Raw genomic sequence first — 18,307 nt, 5'->3', positions numbered from 1 at the left:
CGCCGCCGGGCGCGGCTACCCTGGGAGGTCGCCGTCCCCGGCGCGGCGCCCCGCGCCGTCCCCCCGCCCCGCCCCGGAGGTCCGTCCGTGCTCAGCCGCATCGACCTGCGCGGATCCGCGCTGCCCGGGGTGCGCGAGCTCTCCGGCCTGCTGCCCCGCGCCGCCACCGACATCGACTCGGTGCTGACGACGGTGCGCCCGCTGTGCGAGGACGTCCGCGTCCGCGGGGCGCAGGCCGTCCGCGAGATCACCGCACGCCTGGACGGCGTCGACCTCGAGGACTTCGCCGTCCCGCCGCAGGCCATCGCCGACGCCCTGGCCACGATCGACCCGACCGTGCGCGCCGCCCTGGAGGAGGCCATCGCCCGGGTCCGGCGGGTGCACGCCGACCAGGCCCGCACCGACGTCACCACCCAGGTGTCGCCCGGCGGCACGGTCACCGAGCGGTGGGTGCCGGTCCGCCGCGTCGGCCTCTACGTGCCCGGCGGGCTGGCGCCGCTGCTGTCCAGCGTCGTCATGAACGTCGTCCCGGCGCAGATCGCCGGCGTGGAGTCCATCGCCGTCGCCTCCCCGCCGCAGCGCGACAACGGCGGCCTGCCCGACCCCGGCGTGCTGGCCGCGTGCGCGCTGCTCGGCGTCACCGAGGTCTACGCCGTCGGCGGCGCCCAGGCGATCGCCGTGTTCGGCTACGGCGCCGGCTCCTGCGAGCCGGTCGACATGGTCACCGGCCCCGGCAACGTGTACGTCACCGCGGCCAAGCGGCTGCTGCGCGGGCTCATCGGCATCGACTCCGAGGCCGGTCCGACCGAGGTGGCGATCCTGGCCGACGACACCGCCGACCCGGTGCACGTCGCCGCCGACCTCATCAGCCAGGCCGAGCACGACCCGCTAGCCGGCGCGGTGCTGGTCACCGACAGCGAGGAGCTGGCCGACGCCGTCCTGGCCCTGGTACCCGGGCAGGTCGCGGCGACCAAGCACTCCGACCGGATCACCACCGCCCTGGAGGGCAGCCAGTCCGGCATCGTCCTGGTGGACGACGTCGACGCCGGCCTGCGCGTGGTCGACGCCTACGCCGCCGAGCACCTGGAGATCCAGACCCGCGACGCCCGCGCGGTCGCGCTGCGGGTGCGCAACGCCGGCGCGGTGTTCGTCGGCGCGTACTCGCCGGTCAGCCTGGGCGACTACTGCGCCGGCTCCAACCACGTGCTGCCCACCGGTGGCTGCGCCCGGCACTCCAGCGGGCTGTCGGTGCAGTCGTTCCTGCGCGGCATCCACGTCGTCGAGTACGACGAGCGGGCCCTCGCCGAGGTCGCCGGGCACATCGACGCCCTGGCCGGCGCGGAGGACCTGCCGGCGCACGCCGCCGCCGTGCGGGCGCGGCAGCGCGCATGACGGCCACCACCCGCGCCGGCCTGGACGACCTCCCGCTGCGCCCCGAGCTGCGCGGCAGGTCCCCCTACGGCGCGCCGCAGCTGCAGGTCACCCACCGGCTCAACACCAACGAGAACCCCTACCCGCTGCCGGCCGAGCTGCTGGCGGACCTGGGGACGGCGCTGGGGCACGCGGCCGTCGAGCTCAACCGCTACCCCGACCGGGACGCGGTCGCGCTGCGCACCGACCTCGCCGCCTACCTGTCCCGCACGGCGGGGGAGCCGATCGGCCCCGAGCAGGTGTGGGCGGCCAACGGCTCCAACGAGGTGCTGCAGCAGGTCCTGCAGGCCTTCGGCGGCGCCGGGCGGACGGCGCTGGGCTTCACGCCGTCCTACTCGATGCACCCGATCATCTCGGCCGGCACCGGCACCGCCTGGGTCGACGGGCACCGGCGGGCCGACTTCACCATCGACACCGAGGCCGCCGTCGCGCAGGTGCGTGCGGTGCGCCCGGACGTGGTCTTCGTGACCAGCCCGAACAACCCGACCGGCACCGCGGTGGGGCTCGCCACCGTGGAGGCGCTGTACGAGGCGACGTCCTACGGCGACGAGGGCGCCGGGGTGCTCGTCGTCGACGAGGCCTACGCCGAGTTCGCCCGCACCGGGACCCCGTCGGCGCTGGACCTGCTGCCGGGCCGGCCGCGGCTGATCGTGAGCCGGACCATGAGCAAGGCGTTCGGGATGGCCGGGCTGCGGCTGGGCTACCTGGCCGCCGACCCCGCCGTCGTCGACGCGCTGCAGCTGGTGCGGCTGCCATACCACCTGTCGGCGCTCACCCAGGCCGCCGCCCGCGCCGCGCTGGCGCACACCGACGCCCTGCTGGCCACCGTCGACGCCGTCAAGGCCGAGCGGGACCGCATCGTCGCCGCGCTGCCCGGGCTCGGGCTGACCAGCGTCCCCAGCGACGCCAACTTCGTGCTGTTCGGCCGCTTCGCCGACTCGGCCGCCGCGTGGCAGGCGCTGCTGGACCGCGACGTGCTGGTCCGCGACGTCGGCATCCCCGGCTGGCTGCGGGTCACCGCCGGCACGCCCGCCGAGACCGAGGCCTTCCTCACCGCCCTGGGTGAGGTGGCACCCGCCCACCGCCTGGGAGACTGAGCCCCATGAACCGCACCGCACGGGTGGAGCGCGCCACCAGCGAGACGAAGCTCGTGGTCGAGGTCGACCTCGACGGCACCGGCGCGAGCTCGATCAGCACCGGCGTCGGCTTCTACGACCACATGCTGACCGCGCTCAGCAAGCACAGCGGCATCGACCTCACGGTGCGGGCCGAGGGCGACCTGCACATCGACGCCCACCACACGGTGGAGGACGTCGCCATCGCGCTGGGCCAGGCGTTCGGCGAGGCGCTGGGCGACAAGAAGGGCATCACCCGCTACGGCGACGCCACCATCCCCATGGACGAGGTGCTCGTGCAGGCCGCGGTGGACCTGTCGGGCCGGCCGTACTTCGTGCACGACGAGCCCGCGGACATGACGCCGATGATCGGGCCGGACTACCCGACGTCGCTGACCCGGCACGTGCTGGAGAGCTTCGCGTTCAACGCCCGGATCACCCTGCACGTGCGGGTGCTCTACGCCGGCCGGGACGCCCACCACATCGTGGAGGGCCAGTTCAAGGCGCTCGCCCGCGCCCTGCGCACCGCCGTCGCGCTCGACGCCCGCACCAGCGGCGTGCCCTCGACGAAGGGCGCTCTGTGACCCGCGTGCACGAGGCACGCGCGTGAACACCGGCATCCTGCTGCTCGTCCTGGGCGGTTTCCTGCTCGGCGGCGCCTGGAGCGTCTGGCGGGCCGAGCCGGGCGGGAGCGGCCGCGGTGGGCCGCAGGTGGCCGTCGCCGCCGTCCTGCTGCTGGCCGCCGCCCTGGCGACGGCCTCGGGGGTCCTGCGGCTGGTGTGAGCCGGCCGGGGTCCCGGCCGGCCCGCCCGCGGTCCCGTGCGCGGCAACAGTGCCGCGGTGTCGGGGCGACCGCCGGGCTGTAGCGCGGCGCCCGCCCGCGTGCGGCGGCAGTGCCGCGGTGTCGGGGCGGCCGCCGGGCTGCAGTGCGGCGCCCGCCCGCGTGCGGCGGCAGTGCCGCGGTGTCGGGGTGACCGCCGGGCTGCAGTGCGGCGCCCGCCCGCGTGCGGCGGCAGTGCCGCGGTGTCGGGGTGACCGCCGGGCTGCAGTGCGGCGCCCGCCCGCGTGCGGCGGCACCGCCGCAGTGCAGTGCGACCGTCGGAGGGGCCGCGGGCGCGTCGCCGGCCGGGAATCCCGGCGGGCTCCTCGCCGCTGGTCAGTACCGTGGCAGGCGTGAAGAAGAAGGTCGTCGTCCTCGACTACGGATCGGGCAACCTGCGCTCGGCCGAGCGCGCCCTGGCGCGGGTGGGTGCCGAGGTCACCGTGACCGCCGACCACGCCGCCGCGCTGGACGCCGACGGCCTCGTCGTCCCGGGCGTGGGTGCCTTCGCCGCCTGCATGGACGGGCTGCGGGCGGTCGACGGGCCGCGGGTCATCGGTCGTCGGCTGGCCGGGGGCCGGCCGGTGCTCGGCGTGTGCGTGGGCATGCAGGTGCTGTTCGAGAAGGGCGTGGAGCACGGCCACGACGCGGAGGGCTGCGGGGAGTGGCCGGGCGTGGTCGAGCCGCTGCAGGCCCCGGTGCTCCCGCACATGGGCTGGAACACCGTCGAGGCGCCGGCGGGGTCGGTGCTCTTCGACGGGCTGGCCGACCAGCGCTTCTACTTCGTGCACTCCTACGGCGTGCGCGAGTTCACCCTGGGCCAGGACCCGGCCTCGCCCCTGGCGCCGCCGCTGGTGACCTGGGCCGAGCACGGTGACCGGTTCGTCGCCGGGGTGGAGAACGGCGCCCTGTCGGCGACCCAGTTCCACCCGGAGAAGAGCGGCGACGCCGGCGCGCAGCTGCTCACCAACTGGCTCGGCACCCTCTGAGGTCCCGCGGGGTGCTCACCAGCGGCCGCGGTGCACCACCTCGTCGACGCCCCGCCGGCCCCGCCGCAGCGAGGGGGACCGCCGGTCGCCGTCCCCGGGATGGCCGACGGCGACGACACCGACCGGCCGGTGCGAGGCCGGGACGCCGAACGCCTCCCGCAGCGCGTCCACCCGCTCGGCCGGGACGCCGAAGAAGCACGCGCCCAGCCCCTCGTCGACCGCGGTCAGCAGCATGAGCAGCGACGCCATCCCGGCGTCGACGTCCCAGTAGGGCACCGGCCAGCGGGCCTCGTCGCGGTCGGTCCAGCCCTTGTCGGGCTCGGCGTAGCGGTCGAGGTAGGCGTCCTTGCAGGAGAAGGGCACGACCAGCAGCGGCGCCCGGCGCATCCGGGTCAGCCAGCCGTCGGGGGTGCCGCCGTCGGTCGTGGCCGCCCAGAAGGCCGCCCGCTCCTGCTCGCTTTCCAGCACCAGGAAGTCCCAGCCCTGGGTGAACCCGGCCGACGGCGCCCGGACGGCGTGCGCCAGCAGCCGGTCGCGCACCTCGGGCGGCACGGGGCGGTCCGGCACGTAGTCGCGGACCATGCGACGGCGGCGGACGACCTCAGCGAACTCCACGGCAGCACCCCACCCCGACAGCCTGCCGCAGGAGCCGCCGGGGGTCGCTCCTAGGCTGGTCGCCGTGCCGAAGCTGCAGCTGCTCCCCGCCGTCGACGTCGCCGAGGGCCAGGCCGTGCGCCTGGTGCAGGGCGAGGCCGGCAGCGAGACGTCCTACGGCGACCCGCTCGAGGCGGCCCTGACCTGGCAGCGCGACGGCGCCGAGTGGGTCCACCTGGTCGACCTCGACGCCGCGTTCGGCCGGGGCAGCAACCGGGAGCTGCTCGCCCGCGTGGTCGGGGAGCTGGACGTGGACGTCGAGCTGTCCGGCGGCATCCGCGACGACGAGTCGCTGGCCGCCGCCCTGGCCACCGGCTGTCGCCGGGTCAACCTGGGCACCGCGGCGCTGGAGTCCCCCGAGTGGTGCGCCCGCGCCATCGCCGAGCACGGCGACCGGATCGCCGTCGGCCTCGACGTCCGCGGCACCCGGCTGGCCGCCCGCGGCTGGACCCGCGAGGGCGGCGAGCTGTACGAGACCCTCGCCCGGCTGGACGCCGAGGGCTGCGCCCGCTACGTGGTCACCGACATCACCAAGGACGGCACCCTGCGCGGGCCGAACCTGGACCTGCTGCGCGAGGTGTGCGCGGCCACCCCGCGCCCGGTGATCGCCTCCGGCGGCGTCAGCTCGCTGGACGACATCCGCGCGCTGGCCGGCCTGAGCGCCGTGGGCGTCGAGGGGGCCATCGTCGGCAAGGCGCTCTACGCCGGCGCGTTCACCCTGCCCGAGGCGCTGCGGGTCACCGAGGAGCTCGCATGACGGAGCCGGGGTCGGGCAACCCGTGGGAGCCGGTGGTCGGCTACCGCCGGGTCGTCGTCCGCGGCGACAGCGCCTGGGTCAGCGGGACGACGGCGGTCGTCGACGGCGTCGTCGTGCACCCCGGGGACGCCGCCGCGCAGACCCGGCACGTGCTGGCGACGATCGGCGACGCCCTGCGGCGGGAGGGCTTCGGCCTGGCCGACGTCGTGCGGACGCGGGTGTACGTGACCGACATCGGCCGCTGGGAGGACGTCGGCCGCGCCCACGGCGAGGTGTTCGGCGAGATCCGCCCCGCCGCCACGATGGTGGAGGTCGCGGGCCTGATCGACCCGGCCATGCTGGTGGAGATCGAGGCCGACGCGGTGCGGGGGGCGGCGCGGTGAGCCTCGCCGTGCGGGTGATCCCCTGCCTGGACGTCGACGCCGGCCGGGTGGTCAAGGGCGTGAACTTCGTCGACCTGCGCGACGCCGGCGACCCGGTCGAGATGGCCCGGGTGTACGACGCCGAGGGCGCCGACGAGCTGACCTTCCTCGACATCACGGCCAGCTCCGGGGACCGGGAGACCACTTACGACGTCGTCCGCCGCACCGCGGAGAGCGTGTTCATCCCGCTCACCGTCGGCGGCGGGGTGCGCAGCCCCGACGACGTCGACCGGCTGCTCCGCGCCGGCGCGGACAAGGTCGCCGTCAACACCGCGGCCGTCGCCCGCCCGGAGCTGATCAGCGAGATCGCCGACCGGTTCGGCAACCAGGTGCTGGTCCTCTCGCTGGACGCCCGCCGCTGCCGGGACGGTGCCGTCACCGACTCCGGGTTCGAGATCACCACCCACGGCGGGCGGCACGGCACCGGCCGGGACGCCGTCGAGTGGGTCGTGCGGGCCGCGGAGCTGGGCGTGGGCGAGGTGCTGCTCAACTCGATGGACGCCGACGGCACGCTGGCCGGCTTCGACCTCGAGCTGATCCGCGCGGTGCGGCGCGAGGTGACCGTGCCGGTGATCGCCAGCGGCGGCGCCGGCGAGGTGGACCACTTCGCCCCGGCCGTGGCGGCCGGCGCCGACGCGGTGCTGGCGGCCAGCGTCTTCCACTTCGGCAAGATGCGGATCGGCGAGGTGAAGGCCGCCCTGGCCGGCTCCGGCGTCCCCGTCCGCCGAGAGGCCGACTCGCCGCTGCGCTGAACGAGCGGCACCTCCGAGGGGTCCGCCGGTCAGGTCACCTCGACGCGGGCGACGTCGCGGCGGCCGCTGGCCCACAGCAGCAGATCCATCGGGTCGCCGGCGACCGTGGGGCCGCCCGTCCCGAGGCGCTTCGTCACGCCCGGCACGTCGGTGCGGCGCAGCGTGACGCCGCCGCGGACCCGCCGCGCGAACAGCGCCGCGGTCTGCCACAGCCGGTCGCGGTCGGCACGGGGGAGTTCGCGGGGCCGCCACCCGGGCTGCGCGCGGCGGACGTCCTCGTGGTGGATGGCGAACTCGCCGGCGTTGACCAGGTCGCCGACGACGGGCCAGCCCATCGGCGCCCACGCCGGGGCGCCCGCGCGGACCCGCGCGACCAGCTCCGGGTACGGCACCGAGGTCCGCGCGCGCTCCTCCAGCCGGGCCGCGTGCGCGCGCAGCCGGCGCCCGGCCGGCAGCGCCTCCAGCGCGTAGCCCGGCCCCGCGTCGGGACGGCGGTCGCGGACCACGAGGTGGGCGGCCAGGTGCGCCGTCGTCCACCCGTCGCAGCAGGTCGGCGCGTCCGGTCCGAGGGCGTCGAGGAGGTCGGCCAGGGCGGCCCGCTCGCGGGCGGCCAGCGGTGCGGAGGACGTCACCGCCGGAGGTCTACCAGGCCCGACGCGGCCGCGCCTGCGCGCGGTGTCCCCTGCAGCGGTTAGCGTGCCTAACGAGACGCACCCGCACCGCCCCCACCTGGAGGACAACCGTGCCCCGCAGCCGAGACGCCGTGGTCCGGCGCGGACTCCGTCACATCGGCCTCGGGATCCGCGAGCAGCCGGGCATGTTCGCCCTCGCCGTCGCCGCCAGCAGCCTCTACGCGGCGATGACCGTGGGCAGCGCCTACGTCATCGGCGAGGTGACCGAGCGGGTCGTGCTGCCCGCCTTCGACGAGGGAGCCACCACCGGGGCGGCGCTGACGCTGGCCGCCGTCGCCGTCCTCGGCGTCGCGCTGCTCAAGATCATCGGCATCCTCGGCCGGCGCCTGTTCGCCGGGATCATGGGCTACCGGCTGCAGGCCGACTACCGCCGCCGGGTCACCGGGCAGTACCTGCGGCTGCCGCTGTCGTGGCACCAGCGGCACCCGACCGGGCAGCTGCTCTCCAACGCCAACTCCGACGTCGAGGCCGCCTGGTTCTTCGTCTCGCCCCTGCCGTTCGCCGTCGGCGCCCTGGTGATGATCGCGATCACGGCGGTCGCGCTCGTGCTGACCGACCCGCTGCTCGCGCTGATCGGGCTGGTGGTCTTCCCGGCCGTGTTCGTCATCAACGTCGTGTACTCGCAGGTCATGAGCCCGCGGATGCAGCGGGCGCAGCAGCTGCGCGCCGAGGTCAGCGAGATCGCCCACGAGAGCTTCGACGCCGCGCTGGTGGTGAAGACCCTCGGCCGCGAGGACGTCGAGACCGAGCGCTTCGCCGCGCGCACCACCGAGCTGCGCGACGGGCTGGTGGCCGTGGGCCGGGTCCGGGGCCTGTTCGACCCGATGATGGAGGCGCTGCCCAACCTGGGGACCCTCGCAGTCCTGCTGGTCGGCGCCGGGCGGGTGGCCGACGGCGCCACCGACGCCGGCGAGCTGGTCTCCATCGCCTACCTGTTCACGCTGCTGGCGCTGCCCATCCGCGCCATCGGCTGGGTGCTGGCCGACCTGCCCCGGGCGCTGGCGGGCTTCGACCGGGTCACCCCGGTGCTGGCGGCCACGGCCGAGACCCCGTTCGGCGAGCGGTCGGGCGCCGGCGGGTCCGGCGGCGCGGCCCTCGCCCTGGACGGCGTCGGCTACACCTTCGACGGCGCCGGCCGCCCGACGCTGTCGGACGTCACCTTCGACGTCGCCGCCGGCACCACCGTCGCGGTCGTCGGCCCCACCGGCTCGGGGAAGTCGACGCTGGCCGGCCTGCTCGTCCGGCTGGTCGACCCCGTCGACGGCAGCGTCCTGCTCGACGGCGTCGACCTGCGGCACCTGCGCGAGGGGGAGGTCAGCGGCGAGGCGGCGTTCGTCGCGCAGGGCACCTTCCTGTTCGACGACACCGTGCGCGGCAACGTCACCCTCGGCGCCGACGTGCCCGACGAGCGGGTGCGGGCCGCGCTGCGCACCGCCGCGGCCGACGAGTTCGTCGACCGGCTCCCCGAGGGCCTGGACACGCGGGTGGGGGAGCGCGGCGCCAGCCTGTCGGGCGGGCAGCGGCAGCGGATCGCCCTGGCCCGCGCCGTCGTCCGCCGCCCCCGGCTGCTCGTCCTGGACGACGCCACGAGCGCCGTGGACCCGGCCGTGGAGGCGCGGATCCTGGACGCCCTGCGCGAGACGGACCCGCCGGCGACCGTCGTCGTGGTCGCCTACCGCCAGGCCACCATCGCCCTCGCCGACGAGGTGGTGTGGCTGGCCGACGGCCGCGTCGGCGCCCGCGGCACCCACGAGCAGCTGCTCGCCGAGGTCCCCGGCTACGCCGCCCTGGTGCGGGCCTACCAGCACGACGAGGTCGCCGCGTGACCACCGCCGAGATCACCGACCGCTCCGAGGGTGCGGTCGCCACGCTGCGCCGCGGGCTGCGGATGATGCCCGAGTTCCGCCGCGGGCTGCCCGTCACCTTCGCCCTCGCGCTCGTCGCCACCGCCGGGCGCGTGGTGGTCCCGATCGCCGTCCAGCAGGTCGTCGACCGCGGGCTGGCCGGGCCGGACGGCCCCGACCTCCCGCTCGTGCGCGGGATGGTCGCGATCTGCGCCGCCGTCGTGCTGGTGACCGGGATCGCGGTCTACCTGATGAACGTGCGGCTGTTCCGCACCACCGAGACGGCGCTGGCCGGGCTGCGCACCCGCGCGTTCCGCCACGTGCACGACCTGTCGGTGCTGCACCAGCAGGGGCAGCGGCGCGGGTCGCTGGTCTCCCGGGTCACGAGCGACGTCGACCAGCTGTCCACCTTCATGCAGTGGGGCGGCGTGCTGGGCGTGGTGAGCCTCGGCCAGCTGCTGGTCGCCACCGTCGTCATGTTCGTCTACTCGTGGCAGCTCACCCTGCTGGTGCTGGTCTGCTTCGTGCCGCTGGCCTACGCGGTGCGCTTCTTCGCCCGGCGCCTGGCGGCCGTCTACGGCGTCGTCCGCGAGCGGGTCGGTGACGTGCTGGCCGCCGTCTCCGAGTCCGTCGTCGGCGCGTCGACCGTGCGGGCCTACGGCGTGCGCGAGCGCACCGCCGCCCGCATCGACGCCGCGATCGACCGGCACTACCGGGCCCAGGTGGAGGCGCAGAAGACGACGGCGGCCGTGTACGTCGCCGGCGAGTTCGTCGCCGCGGTCGCCAACGCCGCCGTCGTCGTGGTCGGGGTGCTGCTCGGGCTCGCCGGTGACATCACCGCCGGCACCCTGATCGCCTTCCTCTTCCTCGTCACGCTGTTCGTCGCGCCCGTGCAGACCGCCAGCGAGGTGCTCAACGAGGCGCAGAACGCCGTCGCCGGCTTCCGCCGCGTCCTGGACGTGCTCGACACCGAGCCCGACGTGCGCGACCCCGCGCGCGACGGGACGGCCCACGAGCTGCCCGACGGGCCGCTGGGCGTGCGCTTCGACCGCGTCGGCTTCCGCTACGCCCCCGGCGCCCGGCCCGCCCTCACCGGCGTCGACCTGGAGATCGCCCCGCGCCGCCGGGTCGCGATCGTCGGCGAGACCGGGTCGGGGAAGACGACGTTCGCCAAGCTCGTCACCCGCCTGATGGACCCGACCGAGGGCCGCCTGCTGCTCGGGTCGCCGCAGGGCGGCTGGGTGCCCCTCGACGAGGTGGCCTTCGCCTCGCTGCGCCGGCGGGTGGTGATGGTCCCGCAGGACGGCTACCTGTTCGACGCGACCATCGCGGCCAACGTCCGCTACGGCCGGCCCGGCCTGACCGACGACGACGTCGTCACCGCGTTCGCCGACCTCGGGCTCGGTCCCTGGCTGGCCGGGCTCCCGGCCGGTGTGGACACGCCCGTCGGCCAGCGCGGCGAGTCCCTGTCGGCGGGGGAGCGGCAGCTGGTGGCCGTCGCGCGCGCCTACGTGGCCGACCCGGACCTGCTGGTGCTCGACGAGGCCACCAGCGCCGTGGACCCCGCGACCGAGCGGCGGCTCACCGCGGCGCTGGACCGGCTGACCAGCGGCCGGACGACGCTGACCATCGCCCACCGGCTGTCCACCGCCGAGCGCGCCGACGAGGTGCTGGTCGTCGACGCCGGCCGGGTCGTCCAGCGCGGCAGCCACGAGCAGCTGGTCACCGCCGAGGGGCCCTACGCCCGGCTGCACGCGTCCTGGCGCCGCTCCGCCAGTGGGCAGCCCGAGCAGGTCGCCTGACCCGTCCGCCGCGGGCCGCGCCGCGAGTGCGCGGCCCGCGGCAGGCCGCGCGGGGCGCTAGCCTGCGGCGGTGCCGTCGACCAGCGCCGCAGACGTCCCCGCCGACCGGGGCGCGGCGTCCCTGCCCGCGACGCCTGCCCGCATGCCGTGGACCGCGCTCACCGCGGGCGTCTGCGGCGTCGTCGCCGTCGTCCCGCTGCTGCTCATGGCGCTGCTGCTGTTCGCCCTCGGGGGCCTGAGCTCCGACAGCGCGCGCGAGCCCTGGGTGTGGGTGGTCTTCCTCGCCCCGGTGGTGCAGCTGCTCGCGGCCATGTGGCTGCTCACCCGCCGCGGCTGGGTGCCGCTGCTGCTCGCCGTCCTGCTGCCGGTCGGGCTGACGGTGGCGGTCTACCGGGCGGCGTGGGAGGACGGCGACGGCGTCGGGGTGGGTCCGCTGCTGATCATGCTGTTCCCGGTGCTGGCCGCGGCGTTCGCGCTGGCCCGCCCGACCCGCGCCTGGCTCGCCGGCCGGCCCGGGCGCACCGCCCGGTGAGCTGACCGCCCCGGCCCGCCCCCGGGCGCGGCGCCCAGCTCCCTCCCAGTTCCCCGCCCTACGCTCCCGGCCCATGCCGCCCGCCCCCCGCCGCTCCCCGCGCGGCCGCCCCGGCACCCGGCCGGCGCCCGTCGCGCCGCATCCGCTGGCCCGTTCGGCCACCCGCGTCGCCGCCCCGTCCGGCCGGCCGCAGACGGTGCCCTTCGCCGTGGTCTTCGCCGGCCTGGTGGCCCTCGAGGAGCTGTACCTGGGCTGGCTGCTCTGGGAGCCCGACCCCGGCCTGCACTGGTACGTCCTGGCCGCGCTCGCCCTGGCGGCGTGGTGCGTCGCGGGCGCGGTGCTGGTCTGGCGCGGGCGGCCGCGGGCGTGGCTGGTGCTGGCCGCCGCCAGCACCCTGCCGCTGCTGCTCCTGCTCGGCCTGGCCGTGCTGTTCGGGGCGCTGGGCGGCGGGCAGGCCCTGTGGTGGGCGCTGCTGATGCTCGCCGGGCCCGTCGGCTGCCTCCTCCTGGCGACCGGGCGGCCGGTCCGCGAGTGGACCGCCGCGCGCCCGGCCCCGTCGCGGCCGGGCAGGACGCCCGCGGCCCGCTAGCGTCGTCGCCGTGACCGACACAGACGTCGTGGTGGTGGGCGCCGGCCTGGCCGGGCTGGTGGCGACCGCGGAGCTGGCCGACGCCGGCCGGCGGGTCGTGCTGCTGGACCAGGAGCCGGAGGCCTCCTTCGGTGGCCAGGCGTGGTGGTCCTTCGGCGGGCTGTTCCTGGTCGACTCGCCCGAGCAGCGGCGGCTGCGGGTGCACGACTCCCTCGAGCTGGCCCGGCAGGACTGGTTCGGCACCGCCGGGTTCGACCGCGAGGAGGACCACTGGCCGCGCCGGTGGGCCGAGGCCTACCTGCAGTTCGCCGCGGGGGAGAAGCGGGCGTGGCTGCGCAGCCAGGGGGTCGGCTTCTTCCCGGTCGTCGGCTGGGCCGAGCGCGGCGGCTACACCGCCACCGGGCACGGCAACTCGGTGCCGCGCTTCCACATCGTCTGGGGCACCGGCCCCGGGATCGTCGAGGCGTTCGCCCGGCGGGTCCGCGAGGCCGTGGACCGCGGGCTGGTCCAGCTGCGGTTCCGCCACCGGGTGGGCGAGCTGGTCGTCAGCGGCGGGGCGGTGACCGGCGTGCGCGGGGCGGTCCTGGAGCCCAGCGACGCCGCCCGCGGCGAGGCCAGCTCCCGGGCCGAGGTCGAGCCGTTCGAGATCAGCGCGCAGGCCGTCGTCGTCACCTCCGGCGGCATCGGCGGCAACCACGACCTGGTCCGCCGCAACTGGCCCGCCCGGTTGGGCCCGGCGCCGCGGCGGCTGCTGTCCGGCGTCCCGGCGCACGTCGACGGGCACATGCTCGAGGCCACCGAGGCCGCCGGCGCGAACGTCGTCAACCGCGACCGCATGTGGCACTACACCGAGGGCATCGCCAACCACTCGCCGGTCTGGGCGCGGCACGGCATCCGCATCCTCCCCGGCCCCTCCTCCCTGTGGCTCGACGCGACCGGCCGGCGGCTGCCGGTGCCGCTGTTCCCCGGCTTCGACACCCTCGGCACGCTGACCCACATCGGGCAGACCGGGCACGAGCACACCTGGTTCGTGGCGACCGAGAAGATCGTCGAGAAGGAGTTCGCGCTGTCGGGCTCCGAGCAGAACCCCGACCTCACCGGCAAGGACGTCAAGCTGCTGCTGAACCGGGTGCGGTCGGGGGTCTCCGGCCCGGTGCAGGCCTTCCTCGACCGCGGCGAGGACTTCGTCGTCGCCCGGACCCTGCCCGAGCTGGTCGCCGGCATGAACCGGATCACCGGCGGCGAGCCCGAGGTGCCGCTGGCCCGCGTCGAGGAGGAGGTCGTGGCCCGCGACCGCGAGGTCGCCCACCCGTTCACCAAGGACCTGCAGCTCACCGCCGTCCGTGGCGCCCGCAGCTACCTGGGCGACAAGCTCATCCGGGTCGCGCCCCCGCACCGGCTGCTGGACCCCGAGGCGGGTCCGCTGATCGCCGTCCGGCTGAACCTGCTCACCCGCAAGACGCTCGGCGGGCTGGAGACCGACCTGTCCGGCCGGGTGCTGCGGCCCGGCGGCGAGCCGTTCCCCGGCCTGTACGCCGCCGGCGAGGTCGCCGGTTTCGGCGGCGGCGGCATGCACGGCTACCGGTCGCTGGAGGGCACCTTCCTCGGCGGCTGCCTGTTCTCCGGCCGGACGGCGGGCCGTGCCCTGGCGGCCGCGCTGTGACCCAGCCCCGCGACCCCTGGTCCGACCCCGACACCCCCACCGAGCAGGGCGCGCCCTACGCCGGGCCGCCCGCCTACCCGGCCGGCGGCCCCCCGGGTCCGTACGGGGCCTACGGGCCGCCCGCCTACGGGCCGCCCGGCTACGGCGCCCCCGGCTACGGCGCCCCCGCGTACGGGACGGCCCCCTACGGCTGGCCCGGGTACGGCCCCGGCGGGTGGCCGCAGCCGTCCGGGCCCCGCCGCCCCGGGCAGGTCGTCACCGCCGCCGTGCTCGCCCTCGTCCAGGCCGCCCTGGTCGCGTTCGCCTCGGCCTACCTGCTGCTGTTCGCCTCCGTGCTCGGCATCGACCTCGACGTCGACGGGTCGGTCGACCCCCGCGCGGCGTCGCTGGCCCAGGAGGCGCGGGTGCTCGCCTGGGTCCAGTTCGCGTCCGTGGTCGCGCTGGTGGCCACCGGCGTGCTGGCCCTCAACCGGCGCGACCGCGGCACCTGGCTGGCGCTGCTGGCCGCGCTCGCCGTCCAGGTCCTGCTGGCCCTGTACTGGGCGGTGCGGATCGTCGGCGTGCTCGACGACGTCCCGGGGCCCGACGACGCCGCCGGGGTGCTCGTCTTCGGCGCCCTCGTCTTCGCCGCCGGCCCCGCCGTCGGCGTCGGGCTGTTGCTGACCCGCGCCTCGCGGGAGTGGGCCGGCGCCGCCCGCTGACGCCGGTGTCGGCGCCCGCGCGGCCACGGGGGAGGATCGGGGGCATGACCGCCGTCCCGCCCGCTCCCGCCCTCGACCCGGACGTCGCCGCGCTCCTGCGCCGCGACCCCGCCGGGCTGGTGGCCGCCGTCGTGCAGCAGCACGACAGCGGCGAGGTGCTGATGGTGGCGTGGATGGACGACGAGGCCCTGCGCCGCACCCTGACCACCGGCCGCGCCACCTACTGGTCCCGCAGCCGGCGCGAGTACTGGGTGAAGGGCGAGACCTCCGGCCACCGCCAGTGGGTGCGCGACGTGCGCCTGGACTGCGACGGCGACGCCCTGCTGGTGCTCGTCGACCAGGAGGGCCCGGCCTGCCACACCGGCGAGCGCAGCTGCTTCCACCGCGCGCTGCCCACCACCGCCGGGGCGCCGGCATGAGGCTGGGGGAGACCTCCCCGAGCCGGGAGGAGTTCGCCGGGCTGGACCGGCCGGTGGTCCCGGTCGTGCGCCGGCTGCTGGCCGACGGGCTCACCGCCGTCGGCGTCCACCGCACGCTGGCCGGCGACCGGCCCGGCACCGTGCTGCTCGAGTCCGCCGAGCAGGGCCGGCAGTGGGCGCGCTACAGCTTCGTCGGCGTGCGCAGCGCCGGGGTGCTCACCGAGCGGGACGGCGCCACCGAGTGGCTCGGCGACCCGCTCCCGGGGCTCACCGACGACCTCCCGGCCGACCCGCTGGCCGCCGTCCGCACCCTGGCGCGGCGGCTGCGCACCCCGCGCACGCCCGGCCTGCCGCCGCTGACCGGCGGACTGGTGGGCTACCTGGGCTACGACGTCGTGCGGCGGCTGGAGCGGCTGCCCCGGCTGGCCACCGACGACCTGGGCATGCCCGAGCTGGCGATGCTGCTGGTCACCGACCTGGCCGTCCTCGACCACACCGACGGCAGCGTGCTGCTCATCGCGAACGCCTTCCGCTCGGCCGACCCGGGCGCGGCCTGGGACGACGCCGTCGCCCGCATCGACGCCATGGCCGCGGCGCTGGCGAAGGCCACGCCCGCCGGGCTCGCCGCGTTCACCCCCGCCGACCCGCCGCCGGTGACCAGCAACATGGCCCCCGGCGTGTACGAGGAGGGCGTGGAGCGGGTGCGCGAGCACATCCGCGCCGGCGACGCCTTCCAGGTCGTGCTGGCCCAGCGGTTCGAGGTGGCCACGGACGTCGACGCCCTCGACCTGTACCGGGTGCTGCGGGCGACGAACCCCTCGCCGTACATGTACCTGCTGCGCTTCGCCGGCCGGGAGACGCCGTTCGACGTCGTCGGCTCCTCGCCGGAGGCGTTGGTGACGGTGACCGGCCGCTCCGCGGTGGTGCACCCGCCGGCCGGCACCCGCCCCCGCGGGGCGACCCCGGAGGAGGACGCCCGGCTGGCCGAGGGGCTGCTGGCCGACCCCAAGGAGCGCGCCGAGCACGTGATGCTGGTCGACCTGGCCCGCAACGACCTGGGCCGGGTGTGCGTGCCGGGCACCGTCGAGGTGCCCGACTTCATGCGGGTCGAGCACTACAGCCACGTCATGCACCTGGTGTCGACCGTGGCCGGCGAGGTCGCGCCCGAGTGGGACGCCCTCGACGTGTTCGACGCCACCTTCCCGGCCGGCACCGTGTCCGGGGCGCCCAAGCCGAGCGCCATGGAGATCATCGAGTCGCTGGAGCCGACCCGGCGGGCGCTGTACGCGGGCACGGTCGGGTACGTCGACGCCAGCGGCGACCTGGACATGGCCATCGCCATCCGCACCGCCGTGCTCCACCAGGGCCGGGCGTACGTGCAGGCCGGCGCCGGGATCGTGGCCGACAGCGACCCGGCGACCGAGGAGGCCGAGACCCGGCACAAGGCCCGGGCGGTGCTGTCGGCGATCGCGGCGGCCGAGGGGATGCGGGAGCTGGCATGACCGCGTCCGCCGGGCGCCGCGAGCTGACCGCCGCGATCGCCGGGCTCGCCGTCGCCGGCGGCCTGGCGCTCACCGCCGGCGGGCAGACGTGGGCCACCGCCACGGTGTCCCGCCGCCCGCCGCTGCCCCCGGTCACCGAGGAGCTGGCCGGCAGCCAGCTGGCGGCGCTGGTGCCGGCCTGCGGGCTGCTCCTGCTGGCCGCCGCCGTGGCCGTCGTCGCCGCGCGCGGCCGCGGCCGCCAGCTCGTCGGCCTGCTCGCCTGCGTCGGCGGCGGGACGCTGCTGTGGTCGGGGCTGCGCGCGCTGGTCGACGAGCCGGGGCTGGCCGACCTGTCCGACGCCACCGCGGCCGGGGCGACCGCGCTGGAGGTGAGCCGGGCCGCGGCCTGGCCGGTGCTGTGCGTCGTCGCCGGCGTCCTCGGCGTCGCCGCGGGGGCCCTCGCCGTCCTGCGCGGGCCCGGGTGGAGCGCGATGGGCCGCCGGTACGAGCGGACACCGGCCGGCTCCCTCCCCGCCGCCGGCACCCGCGAGGACCGCGCGCTCGACGCCTGGCGCGCGCTGGACCGCGGCGAGGACCCGACGGCCGACCCCGCCGGCGAGGGCCCCGCCCCGGCGCCCGCCGACGGCCCGGACGCCGATCCCGGCCCACCCCCGGCCGGGGCCCAGGGAGCCCGCCTCTAGAGTGGGCCGCGGACGGGAGCAGCGGCCGGCTGTACCCCGGACCAGGGCGGACACGCGTGATCTCGGTCTCACGCACGGGTCGCCACCGCGACGATCAGCACGGAGGAGGGGTCGTGAACGTCCTCGACGAGATCGTCGCCGGCGTCCGGGAGGACCTGGCCGCACGCGAGGCGGCGACCCCGCTCGCCGAGGTGATGGCGGCCGCCCGCGATGCCCACCCGGCCCTCGACGCCCAGGCCGCGCTGCGCGCCCCCGGCGTCGGCGTCATCGCCGAGGTCAAGCGCTCCAGCCCGTCCAAGGGCGCGCTGGCCGACATCCCCGACCCCGCGGTGCTCGCCGGCCAGTACGCCGCCGGTGGCGCCCGGGTGATCAGCGTGCTCACCGAGCGGCGTCGCTTCGGCGGCAGCCAGGCCGACCTCGCCGCCGTGCGCGCGGCCGTCGACGTCCCGGTGCTGTGCAAGGACTTCGTCGTCAGCAGCTACCAGGTGCACGAGGCCCGTGCCCACGGCGCCGACGTCGTGCTGCTGATCGTCGCCGCGCTGGAGCAGAACGCGCTGATCGGGCTGCTCGAGCGGGTCGAGTCCCTGGGCATGACCGCGCTGGTGGAGGTGCACACCGAGGCCGAGGCCGACCGCGCGCTGGCCGCCGGGGCCTCCGTCATCGGGGTCAACGCCCGCGACCTCACGACGCTGCAGGTGGACCGCTCCACGTTCGAGCGGATCGCCCCCGGGCTGCCCTCCACGGTGGTCAAGGTCGCCGAGTCCGGCGTCCGCGGCCCGCACGACCTCATCTCCTACGCAGGCGCCGGCGCGGACGCCGTCCTCGTCGGCGAGGGCCTGGTGACCGCCGGCGACGCCCGCCAGGCGGTCGCGGACCTGGTCACCGCCGGCTCCCACCCGGCGACCCCGCGCCCCAGCCGGTAGGGTCGCCCGCCGCTCCGGCG

General features: G+C 76.8%; 20 protein-coding genes. 18 read left to right on the top strand and 2 right to left on the bottom strand.

Features of this window, described 5'->3' with window-relative positions:
• The first annotated feature begins 87 nt into the window (after positions 1-87).
• The 5 genes from hisD to hisH all read left to right on the top strand — a co-directional run bounded on the left by hisD (position 88) and on the right by hisH (position 4,355).
• The gene (gene hisD, locus ACI781_RS11750) at positions 88-1,392 is read left to right on the top strand and encodes a histidinol dehydrogenase (RefSeq protein ID WP_456566282.1); all 1,305 of its coding nucleotides are present in this window, start codon (positions 88-90) and stop codon (positions 1,390-1,392) included.
• Complete coding sequence (locus ACI781_RS11745) at positions 1,389-2,528, top strand: histidinol-phosphate transaminase (RefSeq protein ID WP_456566281.1); 1,140 nt, start codon at positions 1,389-1,391, stop codon at positions 2,526-2,528. Before hisD ends, ACI781_RS11745 begins: the two co-directional genes overlap by 4 nt.
• 5 nt (positions 2,529-2,533) lie before the next feature.
• The gene (hisB, locus tag ACI781_RS11740; RefSeq protein ID WP_456566280.1) at positions 2,534-3,130 is read left to right on the top strand and encodes an imidazoleglycerol-phosphate dehydratase HisB; all 597 of its coding nucleotides are present in this window, start codon (positions 2,534-2,536) and stop codon (positions 3,128-3,130) included.
• Positions 3,131-3,152: 22 nt separating this feature from the next.
• Complete coding sequence (locus tag ACI781_RS11735) at positions 3,153-3,329, top strand: hypothetical protein (protein WP_456566279.1); 177 nt, start codon at positions 3,153-3,155, stop codon at positions 3,327-3,329.
• A 390-nt stretch (positions 3,330-3,719) separates the two neighbouring features.
• Positions 3,720-4,355, top strand: coding sequence for an imidazole glycerol phosphate synthase subunit HisH (hisH, locus tag ACI781_RS11730; protein WP_456566278.1), 636 nt, complete (start codon positions 3,720-3,722; stop codon positions 4,353-4,355).
• 15 nt (positions 4,356-4,370) lie between these two features.
• Here the strand turns inward: hisH and ACI781_RS11725 are convergent, their stop codons facing one another.
• Entirely contained in the window at positions 4,371-4,970 is a 600-nt protein-coding gene (locus ACI781_RS11725) for a nitroreductase family protein (RefSeq protein ID WP_456566277.1), read from the bottom strand.
• Positions 4,971-5,034: 64 nt separating this feature from the next.
• Between ACI781_RS11725 and priA the strand changes: the two genes are divergently transcribed.
• From priA to hisF, 3 genes are read left to right on the top strand one after another with little or no spacing between them, the layout of a single operon-like run.
• Complete coding sequence (gene priA / locus ACI781_RS11720; RefSeq protein WP_456566276.1) at positions 5,035-5,766, top strand: bifunctional 1-(5-phosphoribosyl)-5-((5-phosphoribosylamino)methylideneamino)imidazole-4-carboxamide isomerase/phosphoribosylanthranilate isomerase PriA; 732 nt, start codon at positions 5,035-5,037, stop codon at positions 5,764-5,766.
• Positions 5,763-6,149, top strand: a complete 387-nt coding sequence (locus tag ACI781_RS11715) for a RidA family protein (protein WP_456566275.1) — start codon at positions 5,763-5,765, stop codon at positions 6,147-6,149. Before priA ends, ACI781_RS11715 begins: the two co-directional genes overlap by 4 nt.
• Entirely contained in the window at positions 6,146-6,940 is a 795-nt protein-coding gene (gene hisF / locus ACI781_RS11710) for an imidazole glycerol phosphate synthase subunit HisF (RefSeq protein WP_456566274.1), read from the top strand. The genes ACI781_RS11715 and hisF overlap by 4 nt, the downstream gene beginning before the upstream one ends.
• Before the next feature lie 29 nt (positions 6,941-6,969).
• On the opposite strand, the gene ACI781_RS11705 is transcribed toward hisF, so the two are convergent.
• On the bottom strand, positions 6,970-7,572 hold the full coding sequence (locus ACI781_RS11705; RefSeq protein WP_456566273.1) for a TIGR03085 family metal-binding protein: 603 nt from the start codon (positions 7,570-7,572) through the stop codon (positions 6,970-6,972).
• Positions 7,573-7,682: 110 nt separating this feature from the next.
• Between ACI781_RS11705 and ACI781_RS11700 the strand changes: the two genes are divergently transcribed.
• The 10 genes from ACI781_RS11700 to trpC all read left to right on the top strand — a co-directional run bounded on the left by ACI781_RS11700 (position 7,683) and on the right by trpC (position 18,287).
• Positions 7,683-9,458 (top strand): ABC transporter ATP-binding protein, encoded by a 1,776-nt coding sequence (locus ACI781_RS11700; protein WP_456566272.1) that lies wholly within the window; start codon positions 7,683-7,685, stop codon positions 9,456-9,458.
• On the top strand, positions 9,455-11,278 hold the full coding sequence (locus ACI781_RS11695; protein WP_456566271.1) for an ABC transporter ATP-binding protein: 1,824 nt from the start codon (positions 9,455-9,457) through the stop codon (positions 11,276-11,278). The genes ACI781_RS11700 and ACI781_RS11695 overlap by 4 nt, the downstream gene beginning before the upstream one ends.
• Before the next feature lie 70 nt (positions 11,279-11,348).
• A complete protein-coding gene (locus tag ACI781_RS11690) occupies positions 11,349-11,810 on the top strand; it encodes a hypothetical protein (RefSeq protein ID WP_456566270.1) in 462 nt (153 codons plus the stop codon).
• A 73-nt stretch (positions 11,811-11,883) separates the two neighbouring features.
• Entirely contained in the window at positions 11,884-12,399 is a 516-nt protein-coding gene (locus ACI781_RS11685) for a hypothetical protein (protein ID WP_456566269.1), read from the top strand.
• 10 nt (positions 12,400-12,409) lie between these two features.
• Positions 12,410-14,062, top strand: coding sequence for an FAD-binding dehydrogenase (locus tag ACI781_RS11680; protein ID WP_456566268.1), 1,653 nt, complete (start codon positions 12,410-12,412; stop codon positions 14,060-14,062).
• Entirely contained in the window at positions 14,059-14,763 is a 705-nt protein-coding gene (locus ACI781_RS11675; RefSeq protein WP_456566267.1) for a hypothetical protein, read from the top strand. The genes ACI781_RS11680 and ACI781_RS11675 overlap by 4 nt, the downstream gene beginning before the upstream one ends.
• Positions 14,764-14,807: 44 nt before the next feature.
• Positions 14,808-15,182: a phosphoribosyl-AMP cyclohydrolase gene (hisI, locus tag ACI781_RS11670; RefSeq protein WP_456566266.1), complete on the top strand. Its 375-nt coding sequence runs from the start codon at positions 14,808-14,810 to the stop codon at positions 15,180-15,182.
• Complete coding sequence (locus ACI781_RS11665) at positions 15,179-16,684, top strand: anthranilate synthase component I (RefSeq protein WP_456566265.1); 1,506 nt, start codon at positions 15,179-15,181, stop codon at positions 16,682-16,684. Before hisI ends, ACI781_RS11665 begins: the two co-directional genes overlap by 4 nt.
• Positions 16,681-17,364, top strand: a complete 684-nt coding sequence (locus ACI781_RS11660; RefSeq protein ID WP_456566264.1) for a Trp biosynthesis-associated membrane protein — start codon at positions 16,681-16,683, stop codon at positions 17,362-17,364. Before ACI781_RS11665 ends, ACI781_RS11660 begins: the two co-directional genes overlap by 4 nt.
• Before the next feature lie 113 nt (positions 17,365-17,477).
• Positions 17,478-18,287, top strand: a complete 810-nt coding sequence (gene trpC, locus ACI781_RS11655; protein WP_456566263.1) for an indole-3-glycerol phosphate synthase TrpC — start codon at positions 17,478-17,480, stop codon at positions 18,285-18,287.
• Positions 18,288-18,307 lie beyond the last annotated feature (20 nt).

The sequence above is a fragment of the Blastococcus sp. SYSU D00695 genome, assembly GCF_054050555.1.
The sequence above is the reverse complement of the archived record's forward strand: the minus strand, read 5'-3'. Positions and strand labels throughout refer to the sequence as shown.